At 65.2% G+C, this 25,219-nt stretch carries 18 protein-coding genes; 14 read left to right on the plus strand and 4 right to left on the minus strand.

The window, feature by feature from the left end:
* Positions 1-119: 119 nt before the first annotated feature.
* The 13 genes from tssB to AC099J_RS26145 all read left to right on the plus strand — a co-directional run bounded on the left by tssB (position 120) and on the right by AC099J_RS26145 (position 17,963).
* Positions 120-587: a type VI secretion system contractile sheath small subunit gene (tssB, locus tag AC099J_RS26085; RefSeq protein ID WP_479618213.1), complete on the plus strand. Its 468-nt coding sequence runs from the start codon at positions 120-122 to the stop codon at positions 585-587.
* Entirely contained in the window at positions 587-2,068 is a 1,482-nt protein-coding gene (gene tssC, locus AC099J_RS26090) for a type VI secretion system contractile sheath large subunit (RefSeq protein ID WP_479618214.1), read from the plus strand. The genes tssB and tssC overlap by 1 nt, the downstream gene beginning before the upstream one ends.
* A gap of 33 nt (positions 2,069-2,101) precedes the next feature.
* On the plus strand, positions 2,102-2,626 hold the full coding sequence (locus AC099J_RS26095; protein WP_479618215.1) for an Hcp family type VI secretion system effector: 525 nt from the start codon (positions 2,102-2,104) through the stop codon (positions 2,624-2,626).
* A gap of 87 nt (positions 2,627-2,713) precedes the next feature.
* Positions 2,714-3,202 carry a type VI secretion system baseplate subunit TssE gene (gene tssE, locus AC099J_RS26100; RefSeq protein ID WP_479618216.1) on the plus strand — a complete coding sequence of 163 codons (489 nt, stop codon included), beginning with the start codon at positions 2,714-2,716 and terminating at the stop codon, positions 3,200-3,202.
* A gap of 29 nt (positions 3,203-3,231) precedes the next feature.
* Entirely contained in the window at positions 3,232-5,079 is a 1,848-nt protein-coding gene (tssF, locus tag AC099J_RS26105) for a type VI secretion system baseplate subunit TssF (RefSeq protein ID WP_479618217.1), read from the plus strand.
* Positions 5,043-6,110, plus strand: a complete 1,068-nt coding sequence (tssG, locus tag AC099J_RS26110; RefSeq protein ID WP_479618218.1) for a type VI secretion system baseplate subunit TssG — start codon at positions 5,043-5,045, stop codon at positions 6,108-6,110. Before tssF ends, tssG begins: the two co-directional genes overlap by 37 nt.
* 38 nt (positions 6,111-6,148) lie before the next feature.
* Entirely contained in the window at positions 6,149-8,956 is a 2,808-nt protein-coding gene (gene tssH, locus AC099J_RS26115; protein WP_479618219.1) for a type VI secretion system ATPase TssH, read from the plus strand.
* A 30-nt stretch (positions 8,957-8,986) separates the two neighbouring features.
* On the plus strand, positions 8,987-9,346 hold the full coding sequence (locus AC099J_RS26120) for a hypothetical protein (RefSeq protein WP_479618220.1): 360 nt from the start codon (positions 8,987-8,989) through the stop codon (positions 9,344-9,346).
* Between the two features lie 34 nt (positions 9,347-9,380).
* A complete protein-coding gene (locus tag AC099J_RS26125) occupies positions 9,381-12,524 on the plus strand; it encodes a type VI secretion system Vgr family protein (protein WP_479618221.1) in 3,144 nt (1,047 codons plus the stop codon).
* 4 nt (positions 12,525-12,528) lie between these two features.
* Positions 12,529-13,410, plus strand: a complete 882-nt coding sequence (locus AC099J_RS26130; protein ID WP_479618222.1) for a hypothetical protein — start codon at positions 12,529-12,531, stop codon at positions 13,408-13,410.
* Positions 13,407-15,983, plus strand: a complete 2,577-nt coding sequence (locus AC099J_RS26135; RefSeq protein ID WP_479618223.1) for a T6SS effector BTH_I2691 family protein — start codon at positions 13,407-13,409, stop codon at positions 15,981-15,983. Before AC099J_RS26130 ends, AC099J_RS26135 begins: the two co-directional genes overlap by 4 nt.
* Before the next feature lie 10 nt (positions 15,984-15,993).
* Positions 15,994-16,929 (plus strand): DUF6708 domain-containing protein, encoded by a 936-nt coding sequence (locus AC099J_RS26140; RefSeq protein WP_479618224.1) that lies wholly within the window; start codon positions 15,994-15,996, stop codon positions 16,927-16,929.
* A 365-nt stretch (positions 16,930-17,294) separates the two neighbouring features.
* Positions 17,295-17,963 (plus strand): hypothetical protein, encoded by a 669-nt coding sequence (locus AC099J_RS26145; RefSeq protein WP_479618225.1) that lies wholly within the window; start codon positions 17,295-17,297, stop codon positions 17,961-17,963.
* A gap of 72 nt (positions 17,964-18,035) precedes the next feature.
* Here the strand turns inward: AC099J_RS26145 and AC099J_RS26150 are convergent, their stop codons facing one another.
* From AC099J_RS26150 to AC099J_RS26165, 4 genes are all read right to left on the minus strand, one after another.
* On the minus strand, positions 18,036-19,763 hold the full coding sequence (locus AC099J_RS26150) for a cation acetate symporter (RefSeq protein ID WP_479618226.1): 1,728 nt from the start codon (positions 19,761-19,763) through the stop codon (positions 18,036-18,038).
* Positions 19,760-20,068 carry a DUF485 domain-containing protein gene (locus tag AC099J_RS26155; protein WP_479618227.1) on the minus strand — a complete coding sequence of 103 codons (309 nt, stop codon included), beginning with the start codon at positions 20,066-20,068 and terminating at the stop codon, positions 19,760-19,762. Before AC099J_RS26155 ends, AC099J_RS26150 begins: the two co-directional genes overlap by 4 nt.
* A 100-nt stretch (positions 20,069-20,168) precedes the next feature.
* Positions 20,169-20,912 (minus strand): response regulator transcription factor, encoded by a 744-nt coding sequence (locus AC099J_RS26160; RefSeq protein ID WP_479618228.1) that lies wholly within the window; start codon positions 20,910-20,912, stop codon positions 20,169-20,171.
* On the minus strand, positions 20,909-22,909 hold the full coding sequence (locus AC099J_RS26165; RefSeq protein WP_479618229.1) for a hybrid sensor histidine kinase/response regulator: 2,001 nt from the start codon (positions 22,907-22,909) through the stop codon (positions 20,909-20,911). The genes AC099J_RS26160 and AC099J_RS26165 overlap by 4 nt, the downstream gene beginning before the upstream one ends.
* Before the next feature lie 230 nt (positions 22,910-23,139).
* Between AC099J_RS26165 and acs the strand changes: the two genes are divergently transcribed.
* Positions 23,140-25,122: an acetate--CoA ligase gene (gene acs, locus AC099J_RS26170; RefSeq protein WP_479618230.1), complete on the plus strand. Its 1,983-nt coding sequence runs from the start codon at positions 23,140-23,142 to the stop codon at positions 25,120-25,122.
* Positions 25,123-25,219: the final 97 nt, after the last annotated feature.

Genomic DNA, 25,219 nt, shown 5'->3' on the forward strand with positions numbered 1-25,219 from the left:
TCCACGATCACGCTGAAACAGCGTCCACGATCAGTTTGAAACGGTGTCCACGATCACGCTGAAATCCCGTCCACGATCAGACTGAAATGCCGTCCACGATGGGCTGAAATACGCAGCGCGTGCAACTCACCTATGACGTCGAGGTCGGCGACGCCATCGAACAAAAGGAAATTCCATTTGTCGTCGGTGTGCTAGGTGATTTCACTGGACAGCGAGACCCGGACCAGCCCATGGCGAGGCTGAAAGACCGCAAGTTCGTCAGCATCGACATGGATAACTTCGACGATGTCATGGCGGGCATGGCACCCAAGGCTTCATTTCGCGTTGCCAACCGCCTGTCGCCGCAAGGTGGCGAGTTCGCTGTGAACCTGAACTTCGACAAGACGGACGATTTCCGTCCTGAGTCCGTGGTGCAGCAGGTTGAACCGTTGCGCAAACTGCTGGAAGCACGTACAAAACTCTCCGATCTGCGTAACAAACTGGCGGGCAATGAGAAGCTTGAGGACATCCTCGCAGACGTCCTGACAAATACAGAACAACTTGCCCAGCTTGACGAAGAAGCACGCAAGAACGAAGGGAGCGTTTGATGCAAGCATCTGCCCATACCGCAGTATCGAAGCCAGTCGTCGAGAGCGTTAGCCTTCTGGACAGCATCGTCGCCGAAAGCCGCGTCGCCCGGTCAGATACTGAGCGTGAACGCGCCAAGGACATCATCGCCGAGCTGGTACGCGAAGTCATGGATGGCACTGTTGTCGTCTCAGACAATCTCAGCGTGACTTTGGATGCGCGCGTTGCCGAACTTGACCAGCTAATTTCGGTGCAGCTGAGCGAGATCATGCACCACGCGGAGTTCCAGAAGCTTGAGTCCACGTGGACAGGCTTGCACTATCTGTGTAAACAAACCTCGACCAGCACCGCCTTGAAGATTCAGGTCTTCAATGCGACCAAGAAGGAACTGATCAAGGATTTCAAGACTGCCGTCGATTTCGATCAGAGCGCATTGTTCAAGAAGGTCTACGAGGAAGAATTCGGCACATTTGGTGGCGCGCCATTCGGAGCGTTGCTGGGCGAATTTGACGTGTCACGTCAGCCTGAGGACATGTACTTCGTCGAACAGATGTCCCATGTCGCTGCTGCAGCCCACGCGCCATTCATCGCAGCTGCCGCTCCCGAGCTTCTAGGAATCGATAGCTTTTCGGAACTGGGCAAGCCGCGAGATCTCGCCAAAGTGTTCGATACGGTCGAGTACGCGAAATGGCGTTCCTTCCGGCAGTCGGAGGACGCGCGTTATGTGGGTCTCACCATGCCCCGCTTCCTGGGTCGCCTGCCGTACAACCCGAAGGACGGGATTACGACAGAAGGCTTCAACTTCGTCGAAGAGGTGGATGGCGCCGATCATTCGAAATACCTGTGGGTCAACACCGCCTACGCATTCGGCGCGCGTTTGACTGCTGCTTTCGAGAGCTACGGCTGGTGCGCAGCCATACGAGGCGTGGAGGGTGGTGGTCTGGTTGAGGACTTACCGACTCACACCTTCAAAACGGATGAAGGTGAAATCGCGCTGAAGTGCCCGACTGAGGTCGCCATCACCGACCGTCGGGAAAAGGAGCTCAGCGACCTTGGCTTCATCCCCTTGGTCCACTGCAAAAACACAGACTACGCGGCGTTCTTCGGAGCCCAGTCGACGCAAAAGTCCATCAAGTATGACTCCGATGCGGCGAACGCGAATGCCGTGCTGTCGTCGCAACTCCAGTACATGTTCGCGGTCTGCCGTATTGCCCACTACATGAAAGCAATGATGCGCGACAAGGTTGGCAGTTTTGCCAATACGTTGGACGTCGAGCGCTACTTGCACAACTGGCTGATGCAGTACGTGGTGGATGCTGACGACGCTTCGCAAGAGATGCGCGCCCAGCGCCCGCTGCGCCAGGCACAGGTTGAAGTGTCTGAGGTGCCGGGGCGTCCTGGTGTCTACCGCGCCGTGGCGTTTGTACGTCCGCATTTCCAGTTGGATGAGTTGTCTGTGTCGTTGCGTCTCGTGGCAGAAATGCCTCAGGGAAAAAACTAAATTCATAAACGCGCTAAACGTTAGGAGAATCATTTGAAAGATATCTACATCAAGTTCGGAAACCCACTGAACGGAAAAAAAATTGAAGGTGAGTCGCGTGACCAGGAGCACAAAAAACCCTGGTTTGAGGTTTCGAGCTGGCAACACTTGATCCGCCAACCGAAGTCGGCGACCGCTTCAACTGCTGGCGGTCACACCGCAGAGCGTTGCGAGCACGCCGAAATGGTGTTCACCAAAGATCTGGACCTCGTAAGTCCGCAACTGTGGGAGGCTTGCTCTGCTGGTACGCTGTACGAAGAGGTGGAAATCCACTTCATGCGTGCAAACGGTACGCAAGGCCGCGTCCAGTACCTGACCATCAAGCTGAAGAAGGCCATCATCGCATCGGTGACGCCATCTGTTGAAGGTGAAGGTCTACCTACGGAGACTTTCAGCCTCAAATACGCCGCTGTTCAGTGGGAGTACATCCAGCAAACGATGGACGGTAAAACGGCTAAGGGAACTCCTGCAATGTGGAGCCTGGCGACCAACAAGCCGGTATTCGAAGCACCCAACTGATCCTACGTTACGCACCGGCACAGACAACCCGTACGGGGCGCATTGACGCCCCGTCCTTTTTTATCAGATCACACCGGGGGCATCTCGATGCGCTATAGACGCAGCGTATTTGATCGTCTGCTCGCAGACCCAGATGACGGGCTAGAGGGCCTGACACTGACCTACAACCTTGAACAGCTACGACAAGCGGTCGCGCGGGATGTGGAGGCCTTGCTTAATTCCCGGGCAGCACTAGATTTCGACGAGATGGCAGAGCTTCCTCATGCGCGGCGGTCGGTCGTCTGCTTCGGTATCCGCGATTTTGTTGGACGGGTTCTCAGCAATTCTGGAGAGCAACGCCACATTGCCGCTAGCCTATCGCACGCCATTCAAGCATTCGAGCCTCGCCTGCGTCAAGTTCATATCGACTTCCACGGCCGACCGGGTGCAATGAGCTCGCTGATGTTCACCATCCGTGCGCTGTTGATCGCCCATCCATCCGCAGAGCCAGTAGCCTTCGACGCGACGATGCAGCCTTCGTTGTCGCGCTTTTCTGTTGTGCCCTCCCGCTTCGGCGGAGCGGTGGTGCAAGTCTGATATAGCCGGAAAAGTTTGAGGTTCGCACCATGGACGATCTCTTGCCTCACTACGAACGAGAACTTGCGTTCTTGCGTGGACACTCGGGCGAGTTTGCGCGCCGCTATCCGAAGATTGCCGGGCGCCTTCAGTTGAGCGGCGACGTCGGCGAGGATCCGCATGTCGAGCGCTTGATCGAATCGTTCGCATTGCTCTCGTCGCGCGTGCACAAACGTCTCGACGACGACTTCCCATTGTTTACGGAGTCGTTCCTGGAAGTTTTGTACCCGCACTATTTGCGGCCTTTTCCAGCGTGCGCCATTGCCTCTTTCGACATGGCTGGTGCATCAGGCCGCGTCAGCCGAGCGTCGGTGCTGCCTCGCGGTACTCTGCTCAAGAGCAGGCCGGTACGCGGTGTTCCCTGCACGTTCCGCACTGCATATGACGTCGCACTCGCGCCACTACGAGTGCCACGCGTCAGCTATGCCAGCGCACTGCAAGCACCCAGTGGGACACCGGTCCCAAAGGGCGCCACCAGCGTCCTATCCGTCACCCTGCAGCTGACGTCATCGCAGGTCAACTGGGAAGGTCTGGGGCTCGATTGCGTTCGGCTCTATATAGAAGGGGAGGCCTCGCAAGTCAGCGCCGTGCGAGAAGCATTGCACGGCCGAGTTGCTGGCGTGGCATTGCAGCTCGATGAGCATGGTGCATGGCGTACCGCGCACGGCGTACGGCCACAGGTGGTCGGATTCGCTGATTCGGAAGCGCTGATCGATGTGGACGAGCGTTCCCAGCCGGCCTACCGTCATTTGACCGAGTTCTTCGCGTTTCCGGACAAGTACAACTTCGTCGATCTGCCGCTGCCGAAAGCACTCGCATCTCATTCTGGTGCGTCCGTCACGATGCACTACTTAATGGCAGGCATCCGGTCGGACTCGGACGAGGCCGCCTTGTTGGAGACGCTGACCGAGAAAAGTTTGCGACTGCACTGCACGCCGGTGGTGAATCTCTTTGAGCAAAGAGCTGATCCGATCCGATGGAATCGCAGGGGTATGTCTGCTCCAGTGCTGCCGGATGCCCGCAGGGCGTTTGGCCATGAGGTGTATTCGATAGAGCGGGTCTACCGGGTCCAGCAGACGCCGGCCGGCGAACAGATTCAGGAATTTCAGCCCATGTACTCGCTGCGCCACGACGACTTGCTCAGTGAGGGCGAGGAGGGCCGCCGATACTGGGTGGGACATTGTGACGAGTCAGTCGCTCAGCACAGTCCTGGCTACGAGTATGAGTTGTCCATCGTCGACACCGACTTCAATCCCTCCGCCCCGCAAACCGACACACTGTCGATCGACGTGAAGGCGACCAACCGCAACCTTCCAAATCTGCTCGCGGTTGGAACGCCTGGTGGCGACCTCTTTTTGCCAGGTGGTGGTGTCGCCAGTGAGATTCGGCTGCTGCGAAAGCCCACCTCCAGCATGCGATTCGAGCGTGGCCGTGGTGCCCTGTGGCGTCTGATCTCGCATCTGTCACTCAACCATTTGTCGCTCAGTGCGGGTGGCATGGATGCCATCAAGGAAATGTTGCGTTTGTACGACTTGCCGCGCAGTCCGACCAACCGCGCGATGCTCGAAGGGTTGGTGCAAATCGAGTACCGCCCTGCAACCGCCTACCTGCCTGGGCAACCTTTCTCGACCTTTGTGCGCGGCACCGAGATTGTTTTGACGGTGGACGAGAGCCGCTTCGTTGGCTCGGGTTTGCGGCTGTTCGCCCAGGTGCTCGATCGGTTCTTCGGTCTTTACACCCATGTAAACAGTTTCACCCAACTGAAGCTCGTGTCTGCTCGGACCAAAGAGGAGCTCATCGCATGCGAACGCCGCACCGGTTGCCACCCGTTGCTGTGATCGAGCAGCTGCTCGCGCAGCCCCACGGTTTCGAATTCTTCCAGGCGGTTCGTCTTTTAGAGCGGTGGTTCGTGCGTGAGCACGGTGTTGCGCCGGCCGATGTCATGGCCCAGCGCATCTTCTTCCGAAACTCGACCAGTCTGTCGTTCCCAGCCAGCGAGATTGAGACATTGAAACTCGTGGCCATTGAGACTGGCGAAGAGGCGGGCGGTTCGCCAGGCGCGGAGCGCGTCGAGATCACACCGGCCTTTATCAGTTTGTTGGGCGCAAATGGCGTGTTGCCGCTCTTCTATACAGAGGTGCTTGCGCGACATGAACAACGGTTGCGCGACCCATCTGCGCGCGCATTTTTGGACATCTTTCGCCATCGTGCCACTGTGCTGTTCTATCAGGCGTGGCGCAAGCACCGACTAGCTGTCCGCTACGAGGCTGATCGGCGCCATGAATTTTTGCCGCTGGTGCTGTCGCTTGCCGGCGCCGGTCAGAAGCCACTGCGCGACCGCCTTGCCCCCGATGAGGGCGGCGTATCCGACGAGATGATCGCGTTTGTTGCCGGATTGGTGCAACAGCGCACGGTGTCGGCAGCCGTTCTGCAGCGTGTGATTTCGCTCTACTTTCGTGTGCCCGTGCGGCTCACGCAATTTGTGGGGCGCTGGTTCCTACTGGGTTCGCAGCAACAGCTTCAACTAGGGTTAGGCAACGCACACCTTGGAATTTCGACGCTGGTGGGCGAGCGCGTTTGGCAGCGGGACCTGCGGGTCGGCATCACGCTAGGACCCCTTTCGCTCGAACGCTACCGGCGTTTTTTGCCTGGGCGTCCGGGTTTCCGTGCACTGCGCGAACTACTGTCGCTGCTGACCGGTGTCAGTCTCGAGTATGAAGTTCGACTGCAGCTGCGCGCGGCCGACGTTCAGCCTGCTCGTCTGGGGGGCGAGCATCCTTCCGCTTTAGGCTGGGAGACCTTCCTTGTCACGCAGCCGGGCTGCCGAGACCGTTCAGACGCTGGCTACGACCTACTCGCCTGCGCTTGACCCTTCCTGAGTACCCGAACGTCCACCTTCATTGACCCATGAGCAACTCCCTTAAAACCCTGATCTCCAAGCTGAACGACAACTGCCGTCGTGCCGCCGAGCGCGCTGCAGCTATTTGTATGTCCAAGGGGCACTACGAAGTCGACGTCGAACACATCTTCCTGGCCCTGCTGGAGCAGCCGCGCTGCGACTTTGCAATGCTGTGCCGGCGCTTTGATGTGTCGACGACCGGAGTCGTGCGTGATCTGGAGGCTGAACTGCTCAAGCTGCGCAACGGCAACAGCCGTACGCCTGTCTTCAGCGTGCATTTGCCTAATCTGCTGGAGCACGCCTGGCTTATCGCCTCGCTCGACACCCAGGCCCCTCGCATTCGCAGCGGACATCTGCTTCTGGCCTTACTGGCAGAACCAGGCCTCAAGCAACTTGCGCTGCGTGCAAGTCCTCTGTTTGCGCGATTTTCGATCGATGAGCTCAAACACAAGCTGTACGAGCTCGTCGAAGGCTCGGATGAGGCGGTTGCGGCGGTGCCTCAAGCCGCTCTGGCTGACCCTGCCGAACCAGTCGATCCAGGCAAGACGACGCCGGCGCTTGACCAGTTCACCACGGATTTGACGAAGCGCGCCCGCGATGGCGCCCTCGACCCGGTGATCGGCCGTGAAGCCGAGATCCGTCAGACCATCGACATCCTGATGCGTCGCCGCCAGAACAACCCCATCCTGACCGGAGAGGCGGGTGTTGGAAAGACGGCCGTGGTCGAAGGCTTGGCACGGCGCATCGCCGCTGGAGATGTCCCTGCGCCGCTGCAGGGCGTCGCCCTGCACGCACTCGACATGGGCTTGCTGCAGGCTGGTGCGAGCGTCAAGGGCGAGTTCGAAAACCGCCTCAAGAACGTCATCGACGAGGTCAAGAAGAGCCCGCACCCCATCGTGCTGTTCATCGACGAGGCGCACACGATGATCGGCGCCGGCGGCCAAGCCGGCCAGAGCGACGCGGCCAACCTGCTCAAGCCCGCCCTGGCGCGTGGCGAGCTACGCACGATCGCTGCCACCACCTGGGCCGAGTACAAGCGCTATTTCGAGAAGGACGCCGCACTGGCCCGGCGCTTTCAAGTCGTCAAAGTCGAAGAGCCTTCTGAACCCGTGGCCGCCGCCATGCTGCGCGGCATGTCCGCGCTGATGGAAAAGCACTTCAACGTCCGCGTCTTCGACGAGGCCATTACCGAAGCCGTGCGCCTGTCGGCCCGCTATATCAGCGGTCGCCAGTTGCCCGACAAAGCCATCGGCGTGCTGGATACCGCGTGCGCCCGAGTCGCGCTGGCCCAAAGCGCCATGCCGGCCGCGATGGAAGACACCGCCAAGTGCATCGAACGCCTCGATGCGGAGACCCTCGCCCTGCAGCGCGAAGCCGCCGCTGGCGCTGACCATGGCGCCAGGCTGGCCGAGCTGGCCACCGAGTGTGCCGAGCTGCAACAGACCCTGGACGCCCTGGCCACCCGCCATGCCGCCGAGAAAGCCCTGGTCGAAGAGATCCACCAGCTGCGCCTGAACCTGGAGTCCGAGCCCCGCCCCGCGAATGCTGAAAGTGCCGCTTCCGTCGCGTCTGTCGTCGCGCCTGCGTTCACCCCCGCAGGGCCAGGCGCCGCCGCCCAAGCCTCCACTACTGCTGCAGCCGCCACGGCGCCCACCAAACTTGCTATCCGCAAGAATGGCAAGAGCGCCAAGGACGCCAGGCCCTCCGCCTCCCTGGCCTCGACCTCAGCCCAGCAAGCCTTGCAAGCCAAACTCGCCGCCCTGGCCGAACTACAAGGCGAGACCCCTCTCATCCCGCTACAAGTCGACGGCCACGTCGTCGCCGAGATCGTGGCCGCGTGGACCGGCATCCCGCTTGGCAAGATGGTCAAGGACGAGATCCACACCGTGCTCGGCCTCGCTCCCATGCTGCAGGCGCGCGTCATCGGCCAAGACCACGCGCTCGACGCCGTGGCCCAGCGTGTGCGCACGGCCCGCGCCCAGCTGGACGACCCCAACAAGCCGAAAGCTGTGTTCCTGTTCGCCGGCCCCAGCGGCGTGGGCAAGACCGAGACCGCACTGGCCCTGGCCGAAGCTCTCTACGGCGGCGAGAAGAAGCTCATCACCATCAACATGAGCGAGTACCAGGAAGCCCACAGCGTCTCCGGGCTGAAGGGCTCGCCGCCCGGCTACGTCGGATACGGCGAGGGCGGCGTGCTGACTGAAGCTGTGCGCCGCAATCCCTACAGCGTGGTCCTGCTCGACGAAGTCGAGAAGGCCCACCCCGACGTGCTCGAACTGTTCTTCCAGGTCTTCGACAAAGGCGTCATGGACGATGCCGAAGGCCGCGAGATCGATTTCCGCAACACCGTCATCATCCTGACCAGCAACGTCGGCTCCAGCCAGATCATGCAGGCCTGCCTGAACAAGCCGGCGGCCGAACGCCCCGAAGCCGGCGCCCTGGCGCAGGCCCTGCGCCCGGTGCTGTTCAAGCAGTTCAAGCCCGCCTTTCTGGGTCGGCTGGAAGTGGTGCCGTTCTACCCCATCGACGACGACGTGCTCGAGCGCATCGTGCGCCTGAAGCTGCAACGCATCGGCCAGCGCGTGGCCACCAACCACCGGGCCACGTTCGAGTTCGACGACAAGCTCGTGCAGGCCGTGCTGGCGCGGTGCACCGAAGTGGACAGCGGCGCGCGCAACGTCGACCACATCCTGGGTGGCAGCTTGCTTCCCGGCATCGCCGAACACGCGCTCACGCTGATGGCCCAGGGCCGCGCGCTGGAGCGCATCAAGGTCAGTGCCGTCAAGAACGGCGACTTCAAGTATTCGGTGGCTTGAACCACCTGTGAACAGTCCGTGAGACCCACCATGACCATGTCCCCCGCCTCCTTGCCTTCCCCCAGCCCAGACATCCTGCGTGCGGCCATCGCCGCCCATTGCCGGGTCGGCAGCTGGTTCGCCCTGCGCCCGCTGCTGGTGCGCATGCTGGCGCCGCAGCTGGCCGAAGCCGGTCCGGAACTGCTGGCCGACCTGCTGGCTGGTGCCGGTGGGCGCAGCCGTACCGAGGCCGATCGCCTGCAGCGCCTGCTGAGCCAGCGCCAGTGGCACGCCAGTGCCGCCCCCGGCAAAGGGCCGCGCCAGGCCATCACCGTGCATTGCGGCGCGTTGCACGCGACGCTGCAATTGCTGGCGCGCCCACAGCCACACATCGAGATCATCCGGCGCTGACGCCAGCGCGCAACTGCGTGACCCTTGACCCGGCATGAGCCTGTACGACACCCTTTTCGCGCGCCTGGACGCGCGGCCCACCGAGCACGCGCGGCTGATCCGGCTGCGCACCCCTCTGGGGCCCAACGTGCTGATCGCCGAGCGCATCGACGTCGATGAGGCCATCGGCCCGCTGCCCGGCGCCCACGACCAGCCGGCCGAGACCGGCCAAGCCCGGCGCGCCACCGCACGCCTGCTGCCCGACGCCCAGCCGGGCCAGCAAGCCAGCGGGCCAGCCACGTCGCCTGCATCCACATCCGGGTTTGCACCTGCCGCTGCCACGCGCCTCGTTGTGCACGCCCTGTCCGGCGACGCCCACCTGGACCTGCCAGCCCTGCTCGGCGAGCCCCTCACCGTGCAGCTGCTCACAGGGCAGGGCGTGGAAGACCTGCGCCCCTGGCACGGCCACATCACCCATGCCGCGCGGCTGGGCAGTGACGGCGGCCTGGCGCGCTACCGGCTCGTCGTTGAACCCTGGCTCAGCCTGCTGGCCCAGCGCATCGACAGCCGCAGCTTCCAGGACCGCAGCGTCATCCAGATCGCCGAAGAGATCTTCGCCGCCTATGCCGGCCATGGCGCCCTGACCCCCGCCTGGCGCTGGGAACTGGCCGACCCTGCCGTCTACCCCCAGCGCTCGCTGAGCACCCAGTACCGCGAGAGCGACCTGCACGTCCTGCACCGCCTGCTGCGCGAAGAAGGCTTGTTCTACTGGTGGGAGCACACCGAGGAGCGCCACACCCTGGTCATCGCCGACCACAACGGCGCCTTCACCGCGAACCGGCAGCCCGCCGTGCGCTTCACCCAGAGCGGCCCCAGCCTGGCCGAGGACAGCCTGACCGAACTGCACACCCAAGCCCGCGCGCAGGTCGCCCAGCTGCAGCTGGCCAGCGCCGACTACCGCACGCGCAGCCTGCGCCCGCAGAGCCAGAGTGGCCAGCATCCCCAAGGCCTGCCCGAAGGTCTCACCGCACTCAGCCACAGCGACGTCCCCGGCGCGTACGCCTACGAGGACGACGCCCAGGGACAACGCCTGCTGCAGCGCCAGATGCAGGCCATCGACGCCCAGCGCCTGCGCACTCAGGCCAGCGGCAGCCTGCGCAGCGCCGCGGCCGGCACCCACCTCACACTGCGCGAGCACGCCGTGCACGACGGCCTGGATCCCACACGCGACCGCCTGGTCATCCTGCGCGCACGCCACCAGGCCCGCAACAACCTGCATGCAGACCACCTGGCACAGCTGCAGCCCGCCTCTGGCCAGACCGGCGCGCAAGACGCAGGCGAAGAAGCCCCGCTGCACCAGTGCCAGCTGGAGCTGCAGGCGCTGGCCATCCCCGTGCGCCAGGCCAACCACGCGACCCAGGTTGCGCCATCCGCATCGTCCGCCGATGCTGAGCCGGGCACCGGCACCGGCACTGGCACTGGCACCGAAGCCGATCCCTGGGGCGATGAGGCCGCACATCCGGACGCCGTCACGGCCGCAATGGCAGCGGCCAGCGCCAACGCGAGCGCCGCGACCACGACAGCCCCCATCCCCGACCCGCGCCTGCACCCGCACCCCACGGTGCACGGCACCCAGACCGCCCTGGTCGTGGGCCTGGCCGAGCCGGTCCACACCGACCGTGACCAGCGCGTCAAGGTCCAGTTCCACTGGCAGCGCGGCAGCCGTGCCAGCCACCGGCTGGAATGTCCCGATGGCCTGGAGAACGCCCCGGCCAGCGACGCCAGCGGCACCTGGGTGCGCGTGGCCACCCCATTAGCCGGGCAGAACTGGGGCAGCGTCTTCACCCCCCGGCTCGGCCAGGAAGTGCTGATCGGCTTCAGCAGCGGCGACATCGACCGCCCCCTCGTCGTGGGCGGCGCCTACAACGGTGAAGGCCAGCCCAACGCCCCGGGCAACCAGCGCGGCCAAGGCCCGGCGGGCGCCACCGGCAACGCCCCGGCCTGGTTCACCGGCAGTGAGAACGCCCACGCCCACGACGCCGTGCTCGCCGGCCTCAAGACCCAGGAGCTGCCCAGCAGCCAGAGCGGAGGCGGCGGCCACAACCAGCTGGTGTTCGACGACAGCCCCGGCCAGGGCCGCATCGAACTGTCCAGCACCCAGGCCGCCAGCCGGCTGCAGCTGGGCCACCTGCGCCAGCAGAGCGACAACCAGCGCCTGGCCCCCCGTGGCCACGGCCTGGAGCTGGCCAGCCAGGCCTGGGGGGCCGTGCGTGCCGGTGCCGGCCTGCTGGTCAGCGCCCACCGCCCCAACGCCAGCACCGCCGGCGGCCAGCAGATGGACAGCCGCGCTGCGCAGGCAAGACTACAGGCCGGACAAGAACTGCTGCACACACTGGCCGACAGCGCACAGGACCACCTGGCCAAGCTCAGCGGCGAGCCCGTACTGAAAGGCTCGACCGAGCAAGACATCGCCAAGCAACTGCCGACCGAGCAAGGCCTGTGGGCGCTGAACAAGAGCCTGCAAGGCAGCGACCAGCGGCAGGGTGGGGGCGGCGAATCTGGCAGCACCGGTAGCAGCAGCGGCGCCAACGGCGACAACGCCGTCGACACCATCGGCGGCGGCTCCGGCCGCACCACCGCCTGGAGCCGCCCCGAGCTGCTGCTGGCCGCGCCGTTCGGCATCGTGCAGACCACGCCGGCCAGCGCATTGCAAAGCGCAGGCGCCCACCTCAGCCTGACCGCAGGTCAAGACATCGGCCAACTCGCCCAACGCGCCTGGTGCCTGGCCGCCAAGGACGGCATCGTGTTCTATACCTACGGCCGCGCCAGCAACCCCCAGCGCGCCGTGCAGCACACCGGCATCGCGTTGCACGCGTCCAGCGGCAGCGTCACTAGCCAGAGCCTGACGGGCGCCACCCACGTGGCCGCGCAGCAGGCGGTGCAGGTGGCCAGCACCCATGCCGGCGTGCAGGCGACAGCGCCCAAGCATGTGCTGCTCACCGCAGGCGGCGCCGGCATCCGTATCGAGGGCGGCGCGATCACGCTCAGCGCACCGGGCAGCATCGTGTTCAAGGCGGGGATGAAGGTGTTAGCCGGGCCGGGCATTGCGAATGCATCGGTGAATCTGAAGAAGCCAGGCGTTTTGAAAGGCTGCGCACAACGCCAGGTCAAAGGCCTGGACGCCATCACGGAGTTCTGATGCCGTGATTACGTTCCAGGAGTCCTTCGACCATCGCTGGTGTGCCAGTCACCCGTGGGCGCTGATCGATGCCAGCTGGCGCGACGAGTTGCCCGCGCACTGGCCTGCGTCCGTCGTCGCCCCCGCCTTCCTCGGCGCAGACACGGGCCGTTGCCCAGTGCTGCTCAACATACAAGCCTTGGCCGATGACGAACAGTCGTCGCTATTCGACCAACTGCTCGCGCAGGCCAGCGCCCGCGAAGACACGTTGGCCAGTCTGCTGCTCTCCAGCGCTGCCGAACCCGCAACACTGCTGGCGCATCTGGCCGCGCGACTGGCCATTCGCCTGCCTGGCGAGAGCGCGCCCCGACAGTTCCGCTACTTCGACCCCGGCACCTTTCTGCAGTTGCCGTGTCTGCTCGGCGACAAGGGCATGTCCTGGCTGCTCGGCCCGGTCGACTCGGCGCTGGTGCCGTGGGCAGGGCAGTGGACCCAGGTCACGCGGCCCGCCGATCCGGCGCCGCACTTCAGACCGCAGGCGACGCATGTCGAAGGCCTGTCTCGCGTCGGCGCAGTCAACCGCGCGGCACTGCAGATGCCGCCACCCGCATCGGCTGTTGTCTGGATCGAACGCTGCCGACAGATCGATGCCCATGTGCAACGCGCGCAAGGCACCTGGGCGCTGTCGCACGTCGAAGACCTCGCCGCGTTCGCGCATCACTCCATGGTGCACCACCCCGCATTCGACACCCATCCGCTGCTCGTGAGGCTGTTCGAAGAGCTGCGCGCCGCACGTCCCGACGACGAATTGGATTATCGCGAACTCAGCGCGCGCCTGAGCGCTGACGACTGGGCCCGCGTGGTCCGTGAACTTCCCGCCGTCCACCAAGAAAGCCCCGCCCCATGAGTGCTGCACCGACGATGTGCGAGAACCCCTGCGAGACCTGCGTCAAGGAGGGCCTGCCGCTGCTGCTGACACGCTATGCGTTGATGCCTTCCGAGATCGGCGCGCCACGTCTGGCCGGCCACCTGGATTCCGCCGATCTGGCCAACGTGCCGCTGGGCAACGGTGCCCACTACGGGCTGCGCCTGCTGCGCAGCGGCTACGTCTACGTGTTTGACGAGAAGCGCAACCATTGGGACGAATACTTCGTCACCACCGGTGGCTACCTTTCCAAGCTGGCGAGACGAAGCGTCGTCAAGATCCGCCAGCAGCCGGCCACCGAGTTCCGCTGCGCGCGCAATGGAGCCGCGCCGCTGGCCGGCGTCATCACCATCCGCAACGCCAAACACGCCAGCAAGGTGTGGATCGGCTTCAGCGATGTGGAGTGGACGGACGCCGTGTTGGCAGCGCACCAACAGGCAGACCACCGCCAGCGGCACATGACCTGTGTCACGGTTGGCGGCGGCAAGGTTGCGGCCCAGCCCGACACTGCACCGCTGGAGCAGGTCGAGCAGGTGGTGACGGAGTTCAAGCTCGCCACAACCCAAGCCCTGGCTTCGTTTGCCAAGTGGGCCCCACACGCCTACAACAGCCGCCAGGGGGCGGCGTCGTCACTCCTCACAGCAGCCGAGCAGGTGCGTCCCGGCGGCGGCGCGGCCATCGTGGCGCTGCACGACCCGGTGGGGCTGGCGATTGAGATCGCCGCCCTGGCCGAGTTGCGTAAAGTCACGTTCATGCGCCACGAGGCCACGGCCAAGCCTCGACTGGCCGCCAGCACCATCGCCAGCCTGGAGTCGACAATCAAGGAGCAGGCTAAGCTGGCGGAGATCGCTGCCGGAGAGGATCTCGCGCAGCAAGCCGAGGCACCGGCCACCTGGAACCCCACCCTCGCGCTGATGGGCGGCGCTGTCAGCGACCCGGTCATGGCGCAGACCTGGCGTACGCACACCCCAGCCTCACTGCAGAAGGTGGCCGATGCGAAGTGGCGTGCCTACACCCACGACCGCACCGGCAAGCCTCGCTTCGACGGCGTGGCCAGCCAGTCATGGCTCAAGAGCTACAACGAGGGCTTGCGCAAGTTCGACGCCGGGCACATTGCACCGCTGTCCAAGGCCCATGTGGCGTGGATGAAGCACCGCTGCATGGTGAGCCACATGAGCTGCAACTACGACAGCAGCGACCTGGACAGCGGCGCGGCTTACACAGCAGCCGTTGCCGCCATGCTGCGCCACACCAGCGACAAGCAGCCCAGTTACGACCAATACCTGCAGTGGATCAAGCAGGGTGACACCCATGCGGCGAGCAACCTGGTCATGCGGGCGCTGGGGTTCAACCAAGACAAGCTGCTGGCCGAAATCCAGAAGGTCGACCAGGCACCGCTGGACGGGAGGGCGTTTCCCACCGACATGCTAGTGGACTTCGTCAAGGACGGGCTGGAGAAACTACCGGAGGGCGGGCGGGCCGCGATGGCTGACCTGCTTCAAAGCGTGGGCGGCGTGTTGTTCCGCAACATGGACAATCTGACCAAGGGCGGGCCAGCGGTACGCGCTGTCGCAGCGCTGGCCGCCGTGTCGGGCGTGCAGTTCACGGTGGTGGACATCACGCTCAAGCGCGACAAGTTCATCCAGCACCTGCTGCAAGCCCTCATGCAGATCGACCCGAACATGAAAGTGACCCATGGCCAGATGGGCCGTGCCCTGAAGGCGCAGCTGCAGTTGCTTCAGATCGAGGGCGTTCCTCTGGACGGCGACAACAAGCGCAAGTGGCTGGCGGTGCTGGACACGGCGGGGGCCAAGCGCAAGGCGGCGCAGGCGGCCGCCAGCGGGCTGAGCGGCGATGCGTTAGCTGCCCAATTGGCCCGCTCGATTCGCCAGAGCACGGAGTTGCCCCGTCTCAAGGCAGAGGCATTCAGGACGGGGGTGGCTAGCACGAGCTTCGACGCCGCAGGCAACGTGGTGATCGGGCTGGTGCAGGCTTACAACTTCACCAAATTGGTCGCTGACTACCGGCAAGGCATGGCGCACGAGAAGAGCGAGGCGCTGGCGCGTCTGGCCCTGGGCGCAACGGCCATCGTCGGCTCGTTCGGGGAGGCTGCAGGGCTGGCCTTGGAACGGGCGCAGGCGGCGAAGTTGAGGAATGCGCCGGGGTTGAAGGCGTCCCGGGTGCCGAACGTTCTTCGGGTGGGGGGAAAGGTGTTGGGCTTGGTGGCGGGGCTGTTGGTGGCGGCGATTGACCTGATGAAGGGGCAAGAGGAGGCCGCCAAGGGCGACGTTGGACTCGCTCGCGCGTACCGTGTCTCAGGAATTCTGGGCGCGGGGCTGGGCGTGGCCTTTTTGGTGGCCGGCAGCATCCCGCTCATTGGCTGGCTCGTCGTGGGTATAGCGGTTGTCGCGCTGATCGGCGTGACGGTCTGGATCGAGAAGAACAAGGACAACAAGATGCAGGAATGGCTCATGCGCTGCTATTTCGGGGCACACACCGACAAGTACGAGACCCACGGCAAGCAAGCCGAGGAACTCGAATTGGTCTTTGCCTGAGCCACTGCTCATGGCCACACTCGATACGCACGGAATGGTGACCAAATACAAGGTTGACCGTCCATTGAACCAACACGAGGCTGAGCACCGATTTAACGTCCGGCAACCCGCCAGCCGTCAACCGCACTACGAGTTGTCGCTGATCAAATTCAACAGCACGTTCGTGGAATCCGTGGACAAGTGGTTTGCCATGCGGGGTTGGGTGGCGATGGGTGGAGCAGCGTTGGCCGCGTTGTTCAGCTATGCAACAGTAGTGGGCGCATCTGACTTTTTGAGTACCTTTGACCTTCTAGCCGCCGCAATTTCGTTGGGGGAGCTTTCGCTCTTCGCAGTCGGCCTCTACCTCCTCACCCGCGACGCCTTCACCTACACCCACTACCCCATCCGCTTCAACCGCAAGAACCGGCAGGTCTACGTGTTCCGCCGCGACGGCACCGTGCTCAAGGCGGCCTGGGACAGGATCTACTGGACTATCTACGGCCACGGCGTCGGCGCGCGCGACATCTACGTCATGGGCCACCTGCTGGACGAGCACAAGCAGGTCAAGGAGTCCTTCGCGCTGAGCCTGGACACCAGTCCGGGCGCGGCCGGCGTGCAGGAACTGCGCGACCACTTCGAGTTCTTTCGCCGCTACATGGAAGACGGCCCAGGCCCGGTGCTGGATGCCCTCAAGCCCACGCCGCTGATCATGCTGCCCGGCATCGACAAGGCACGCGAGAGCTGGGCGTTCGGCTGGGAACGACTGACCTTGCTGATGAACGGCTGGCCCATCGCGCAGGTCCTGTTTCAGGTGTTCTTCCTGCCGATGAGCCTCTTCCGCTGGATCGCCATGCGCACCAGCAAGATCCCCCAATGGCCGCAATGGGTCGAAGACGAGTGCGCCATCGATCCCAACGACCCCTGGATACGCGACGGCCGTCACCGGGCCGGCGGGGTGCGCGGGTGAGCGTTGTCGCCGCACGGAGTCGCCACGCACGAAACCGTTTTTCCGCACGGCCCACCCCGAAGCAGTGACCAATCCAAGTCGAAGACGGTGATTTCGCCAGCGCGATAGAGGCGCTTGGCAAACGGTCGGTTGGTTCGGGTGCCGTTGCGCCGAAGGCGGCCTCCGACACCTCGCCGACCCAGCCAGCAACCCCTTCCTTTGCCAGCGCGTCAAGGTCCGAATCCGACAACGCTGCAGCGGATGCGCACGATCTCGCTGCGCATGGCCTCGTGGCGCACCCACCCGTCGGAGCCTCGACCCTTTTCCCGCCGCCGGCGCACGAGGTCGACATCCTGCGCCCGGTGCTTCGGCCCCGATCGCGTCGTGTGCTGCGCACCACCGCTGCATTTGCGCTGGTCTTCGTGGTGGCGCTCGTCTACGTATGGTTTCAGTCCGAAGACGGCACGGGCCCCGACGGGGTGTTCACCGTGTTGTTTGCTCTGCAGGCACTGCTGCCCGCGTGGGTGTGGTTCCGCAGTCGCCATGTGCGCGTCGACAGCGTGTCGCTGCGTGGCCTCAGTCCCACCGTGCTGGCACGGGTGCCGGCGCTGGCGCAAGGCTTCGAGGTGCTCGTGGAATGCATTCCTGACACAGAAGACGAGCCTCGCGACGCATTGCCGCTGGCTGGCCCTGCGCAAGCCGGCACGACCGTACAGCCGGCAACGCCACGCGATCTGGAACTGGATCTCTCCTGCTTGTTGGTGCGCGCCAAACCCGGAACGCTACAAGGCGCAGGACACGCGCAGCTGGCCGTGCGGGCCGTGCAGGAACTCTGCGCGTCCATGGCCGGGGCGCTGGGCGTCGCGCCATCGCAGGTGCGTGCCACATATCCTGTACTTTCCGAAGACGTCGAACACCTCGGGTCCGGTGCCATTGACTTCGCCGTCGTGCTGGTGCGCGATGGCCAGTCGATCGGCGTCGACGCCGTATGCCGTGCGGTCCAAGCCGCAGCCCCCGATGTGGAGCAGCGCTACACCTTCGAGCTCGACGAGTAGCGCGACTGCCGCCCCCCAACGCAAACGGCCGCCCAAGGGCGGCCGTTGTCGTCAGGCAGGCTCAGCTCGCCCTCAATGCCCCGAAGCCCCAGATGCCCCCAACCCGGTCTCCGATCGCACCTGCTGCGCCGGGAACAGCGCGCGTTCCTCTGCCGCCTGCTGGCTCTTGTCCAACACCGAAAACAGCCAGATGCCGACGAAGCCGATCGTCATCGAGAACAGCGCCGGTGACGTATACGGGAACGGCGCCGAGCCGGCCGGGTTGCCCATCGTGGCTTCCCACACCGACGGCGACAGCACCGTCAAACCGACCGACGAGATCAGCCCCAGGAAGCCGCCGATCACGGCCCCGCGCGTTGTGCAGTCCTTCCACATGATCGCCAGGAAGAGCACCGGGAAGTTGGCCGACGCCGCAATCGCGAAGGCCAGCGACACCATGAAGGCAATGTTCTGCTTCTCGAACGCGATGCCCAGCGCCACCGCCACGACGCCCAGCGCCAGCGTGGTGATGCGTGAGACACGCAACTCGGCGGCGCTGTCGGCGTTGCCCTTCTTGACCAGCGTGGCGTAGATGTCGTGCGACACGGCCGATGCACCGGACAGCGTCAGACCCGCAACCACCGCCAGGATGGTGGCGAAGGCCACGGCCGAGATGAAGCCGTAGAACACGTTGCCGCCGACTGCCTTGGCGACCAGCACGGCCGCCATGTTGGAGGCTCCTGCACCGCCGTGGATCACGCCCGTCACCGTGTTGGCGAACTCCGGGTTCGTCAGCACCAGCGTGATGGCGCCGAAGCCGATGATGAAGATCAGCAGGTAGAAGTAGCCGATCCAGACCGTGGCCCAGCCCACCGACTTACGCGCTTCCTTGGCGTCCGGCACGGTGAAGAAGCGCATCAGGATGTGCGGCAGCCCGGCCGTGCCGAACATCAGCGCCATGCCGAAGCTGATCGCCGAGATCGGGTCCTTCACGAAGCCGCCCGGGCCCATGATGGCCGCGCCGATGGCGGCCGCCTGCTCGGGTGTCTTGCCGCCGTTGGCCGCGATCTGCGTGCGCACTTCGACCGATCTGGCGAACAGCGCCTCAGGCGAGAAGCCGAACTGCGCCAGCACCATGATCGCCATGAACGTCACGCCGGACAGCAGCAGCACCGCCTTGATGATCTGCACCCAGGTGGTGGCCGTCATGCCGCCGAAGAGCACGTAGACCATCATCAGCACGCCGACGATCACGACCGCCATCCAGTAGTCCAGGCCGAACAGCAGCTTGATCAACTGCCCCGCGCCCACCATTTGCGCGATCAGGTAGAACGCCACCACGACCAGCGTGCCCGAAGCCGCGAACGCGCGGATCGGACCGGGCCTGAAGCGGTAGCCGGCCACGTCGGCAAAGGTGAACTTGCCCAGGTTGCGCAGCCGCTCGGCCATCAGGAAGGTCAGGATCGGCCATCCGACCAGGAAGCCGATGGCGTAGATCAGCCCGTCGTAGCCAGTGGCCATCACGGCTGCCGAGATGCCCAGGAAGGACGCGGCCGACATGTAGTCGCCCGCGATCGCCAGGCCATTTTGAAAGCCCGTGATGCCGCCCCCTGCGGTGTAGAAGTCGGACGCCGACTTGGTGCGGCCGGCCGCCCACTTGGTGATGTACAGCGTGCCCATCACGAACACGGCAAACATGCCGATGGCGATCCAGTTGGTCGGCTGTTTGGCCACTTGGCCCACGTCGCCACCGGCGGCATGCGCCAGTCCGGCGGTGGCGACCAACGCCAGCAATGCGAGAACGTTGCGATGCGCTTTCATTTCGTGGCGTCCTTCAGGATTTCGGCGGTGTCTCTATCGAACTCGCCGTTGGCGCGGCGGATGTAGAACAGCGTGATGACGATGGTGAAGACGATGACGCCCAGGCCGATCGGAATGCCGATCGTGCTGACGCCGGCACCGATGGGCTTGGCCAGGAACGGCTTGTCGAACGCGATCAGGCCGATGTAGCCGTAGTAGACGATCAGCATCAGGATCGTCAGCGTCCAGCCGAACCGATTGCGTTTGCGCTTGAGTGCCAGGTACTTGGGATGCGCCTGGACTTTTTCGACGATGGGATCTCGCATGGGTGTCTCCGGTGAAAGTGGAACCGGAGCGGATCTTCTGCGTCGTGCCCGGCCTTGGGGCAGGGCCGCAACCATTCGTCACATTGGCGTGCGGTTGCGCTTACTCCCAGCTGACGTCAGCCGCGAACAGGTAGCCCGCGCCGTACACGGTCTTGATGATGGCCGGGTCGTGCGGGTCCGTCTCGACCTTGCGGCGCAGGCGCGAGATGCGCACGTCGATGCTGCGGTCGGTGGGCAGCAGGTCGCGCTCGCCGATCAATTGCTCGCGCGTCAGGATCTGGTGTGGGCGCTCGACGAAGCAGCGCAGCACCTGCGTTTCGGCCGTGCCCAGCACGTGCTCGGTGCCATCGGGCGCGCGCAGCACATTGGCCGCGCAGTCGATGCGCCAGCCGAGGAACGTCGCGTAGCGGCGCTGGCCCGGCGCCGTGCCCGACGATGCGACGCGCCGTCGCAGGATGCTGCGCACGCGCGCCACCAGTTCGCGCGATTCGAATGGCTTGGTCACGTAGTCGTCACCGCCCAACTCCAGGCCCATCACGCGGTCAGCCGTGTGGCCACGGCCGGTCAGGATCAACAGGCCCGCGTTGCAGGCCGCGCGGATGCGGCGCATCAGGTCCAGCCCGTCCATGTCGGGCAGGCCCAGGTCGACGATGCACAGATCCGGCTTTTCGACCTGCAGGCGCCGCAGCACGGCGCCCCCGGTGGAGAAGACCTCACAGGCGAATCCAAACTCGCGCAGCGCGGCCAGCACCAGGCGCGCGACATCGGCGTCGTCCTCGATCACATAGACCAGCGCGGGCGGCGCGCTGGTGTCGTTGGCATTGCGGTGGGGGATGGCGCTCATCGCTGACCTTCTGCCTCGTGGCGCTTGTCGATGCGGCCGGTCCGGATGGCGGCGGCCAGTTGTTCGGTGGTGAACGGCTTGCGCAGCACCGGGCTGCCGGGTTCGCTCGGCCACTCCAGCGGCACCTGGCCCGTCATGATGACAGCTGACTGCACGCCGTCGCGCAGCCGCGCTGCGCGCGCTACGTGGGTGCCGTCTTCGCTGCCCGGCATCACCAGGTCGGTCAGCACCAGCGTGATGCCTTCGGTGGCGGCCAACAGCTTCAGGCCTTCCTGGCCATTGTCGGCCTCCAGCACCACGTAGCCCAGCTCCAGCAGATTGCGGCGCACCACGCGCCGCACCTGGGCATCGTCGTCCACCAGCAGGGCCAGCCCACGCTGACGCGGCAGACTGTGGCCGGGGTGGCCGGGGACTGCCGCAGGGCCGGGTGCGGGCGGCTGCGCGGCCGGCAGCCAGACGGTCACGGTCGTACCAGCACCGGGGGTGCTGTGTACATCGACCGCGCCGCCGGATTGCTTGATGAACCCATAGACCACCGCCATGCCGAGCCCAGTGCCCCGGCCCATGCGCTTGGTGGTGAAGAACGGCTCGAACAGGTGCGTCAGCGTGTGTGCGTCCATGCCGCAGCCGTCGTCCTGCACGTCGATGCGGATGCAGTCGCCGGCCGACAGTTGCAGCGGCGCGGCGACATCGGCGGCGATGCGGGTGGCGCAGGCGCGCAGCGTGACCGTGCCGCCGTCGGCGCAGGCATCGCGAGCGTTCAGCACCATGTTGATCAGGCTTTGCTCCAGCAGCGTGGCGTCGATCCAGGTCCACAGCGGCGTGGCGCCCACCTCGATGCGCAGATGCAGATGCTCGGGCAGCACGCGCCGCACCAGGCCCGCCACGGTTTCGATCAGCGCGCCGACGCTGACGGCAGCGGCCTCCAGCGGCTGGCGGCGCGCAAAGCTCAGCATGCCCTTGACCATGTCCGCGCCGCGCCGCGCAGCGCCCAGTGCGGGCAGCACGTACTCGGCGGTGGCTTCGTCCTCGGGCCGGGCATCGGCAAGCGCGGCCAGGTTGCCGATGATGACGGTCAGCACATTGTTGAAGTCGTGCGCCAGGCCGCCTGTGAGGTGCGTCAGCGATTCCAGCTTGTGCGCGCGTGCCAGCAAGACTTGCGAGCGCCGCTCTTCGGTGATGTCGAAGGTCAGCTCGAAGCAGCCGCGCACCAGGCCGTCGCCTGCGCGCTCGGGCACCAGCGAGGTGCGCACCATGCGCCGGTCGCCCTGGTGCGTGGTCAGCATGTATTCGAAGGTCTGCGTCTGCCCGCGCATGGCCCGCAGCACGTGCGGGCGCACCATGCCGTAGACCGCGTCGCCCAGGAAGGCGCGCGCGCTGGCACGGCCTGGCTCCGACGTGTCGACGCGGAACCAGTCGTGGTAGCCGCGGTTCAGGTACTGGTAGACGCGCTTGGCGTTGAAGAAGCCCACGAGCGCGGGGATGGAGTCCATCACCAGCCGCATGCGCTGCTCGCTGCGCTGCAGCTCGCCTGTGCGCTCGACCACGCGCGCTTCCAGCTCGGTGTTGTGCTGGCGCACGGTGGCCTCGGCGTGGCGCTGGTCGGTCACGTCCGAGTACATGGTCACGAAGCCGTGGCCGGGTACCGGTACGCCGCGGATGCGCAGCACGCGGCCGTCGGGGCGGGTGCGCTCGATCTCGTGCGGTGCGAAGGCCCGCGCGGCCTGCACACGCTCGGCGATCAGGCGCTCGGGGTCACCGGGGCCGTACTCGCCGCGGCGCGCGTTGTAGCCGATGAAGTTCTCGAACGGTGCGCCCAGAAAGCCCATGTCGTCAGGGAAGTCCAGCAGCCGCATGTAAGCGCGGTTCCAGGCCACCAGGCGCAGCTCGCTATCGAAGATCGACAGGCCCTGGTCGAGCAGATCGAGGCCGGCCTGCAGTGTCTGGTAGCGCGCCAACGGCGCGGTGGCGGGAGGCGGCGGGTCGACGGTGCTCATGGAGGGGGGAATGCGGGAGTGGATGCGCGGCAGGGGCGGAGCGTAGCGCGTGGCGTGCGCGGCGCGCGCGCTGCAAACATTCGTCATCTTTGGCGCACGGTCGTGCAACGTTCCTGGGTCATCCTAGCGGTGCGACGCGTCGACCGCCAGCGGTGATGCGATCATTCACCGCCAACGCCCGGCCCGGCCGGGCCTGCCGCGCCGTTTTCATCCCTTGCCACGGAGACGCCATGACCGAGACCACGACCCAGACTGCCGCCACCCTGTACGCACCGCCGCCAGCGTTGGCACGCGACGCCCATGTCTCGGGCCGCGCCGCCTACGACAAGCTGGTGGCCGAGGCCGAGGCCGACCCGCAGGCTTACTGGGGCCGGCTGGCTCGCGAGTTCATCACCTGGAAGAAGCCTTTCACCGAAGTGCTGGACAGCAGCGACGCACCCTTCTTCAAGTGGTTCGCGGATGGCACGCTGAACGCCTCCTACAACTGCCTGGACCGCAATGTCGAGCGCGGGCTGGGCGGGAAGACCGCGCTGATCTTCGAGGCCGACGACGGTGCCGTCACGCATGTGACCTATGCCGACCTGCTCGAGCGCGTATGCCGCACGGCCAACGCCATGCGCTCGCTGGGCGTGAAGAAGGGCGACCGTGTGGTGATCTACATCTCCATGTCGGTCGATGGCGTGGTCGCCATGCAGGCCTGCGCGCGCATCGGCGCGATTCACTCGGTGGTGTTCGGCGGCTTCTCGGCCAATGCGCTGCGCGACCGCATCGCGGACACGGGCGCCAGCCTGGTCATCACCGCCGACCAGCAGGTGCGCGGCGGCAAGCAGTTGCCGCTGAAAGCCATCGTCGATGAAGCCCTGGGCTTGGGCGGCTGCGGTACCGTGCGCAACGTGCTGGTGGTGCGGCGCACCGGCGGCGCCGTGCCGTTCCAGGCGCCGCGCGATCTGTGGATGGCCGACATCACCGAGGCACAAAGTGCCCAGTGCGAACCCGAATGGGTCGAGGCCGAGCATCCGCTGTTCCTGCTCTACACCTCGGGCTCCACCGGCACGCCCAAGGGTGTGCAGCATTCCACCGGCGGCTACCTGCTGCACGCGGCGCTCACCAGCAAGTGGACTTTTGACCTCAAGCCGGACGACGTGTTCTGGTGCACGGCCGACATTGGCTGGGTCACCGGCCACACCTACATCACCTACGGCCCCTTGGCGCTCGGCGCCACCGAGGTGGTGTTCGAGGGCGTGCCCACGTATCCGGACGCCGGCCGCTTCTGGAAGATGATCCAGGACCACAAGGTCACCGTGTTCTACACGGCGCCCACGGCCATCCGCTCGCTGATCAAGCTGGCCGAGGCCACCGACGCTGTGCACCCGCGCCAATACGACCTGTCCAGCCTGCGCATCCTGGGCTCGGTGGGCGAGCCCATCAACCCTGCTGCCTGGGAGTGGTACCACAAGCACGTGGGTGGCAGCCGCTGCCCGATCGTCGACACCTTCTGGCAGACCGAGACCGGCGGCCACATGATCACGCCGCTGCCGGGTGTGACCGATCTGGCGCCCGGTTCGTGCACGCTGCCGTTCCCCGGCATCGCCGCCGCCGTGGTCGACGAGGCCGGCAACGAGCTGCCGTGGGGGCAGGGCGGCATCCTGGTGGTCAAGCAACCCTGGCCGGCCATGATCCGCACCATCTGGGGCAACCCCGAGCGCTACAAGAAGAGCTACTTTCCGGATGAGTTCCAGGGCCGCTACTACCTGGCTGGCGACGGTGCCATTCGCGACGCCAAGACCGGCTACTTCACGATCACCGGCCGCATCGACGACGTGCTGAACGTGAGCGGTCACCGCATGGGCACGATGGAGATCGAATCGGCCCTGGTGTCCAAGACCGACCTGGTGGCCGAGGCGGCGGTCGTCGGCCGGCCGGACGAGACCACCGGAGAGGCTATCTGCGCCTTCGTCGTACTCAAGCGCGCCCGCCCGCATGGCGAGGAAGCCAAACAGATCGCCAAAGAACTGCGTGACTGGGTGGCCAAGGAGATCGGCCCGATCGCCAAGCCCAAGGACATCCGCTTCGGCGACAACCTGCCCAAGACGCGCAGCGGCAAGATCATGCGGCGGCTGCTGCGCTCCATCGCCAAGGGCGAAGCCATCACGCAGGACACCAGCACCTTGGAGAACCCGGCCATTCTCGAGCAGCTGTCGCAGGTCAACTGACCAAGGCCGACGCCGCGACTCTTGCTGGTTTTTGCGCGAATCCCCTGGTCAAACTGCTTCGGATCGTTTACAAATCGAGCGTTGACCGAGCCGACCG

This window comes from Rhodoferax sp. RT4P68 (assembly GCF_056521305.1).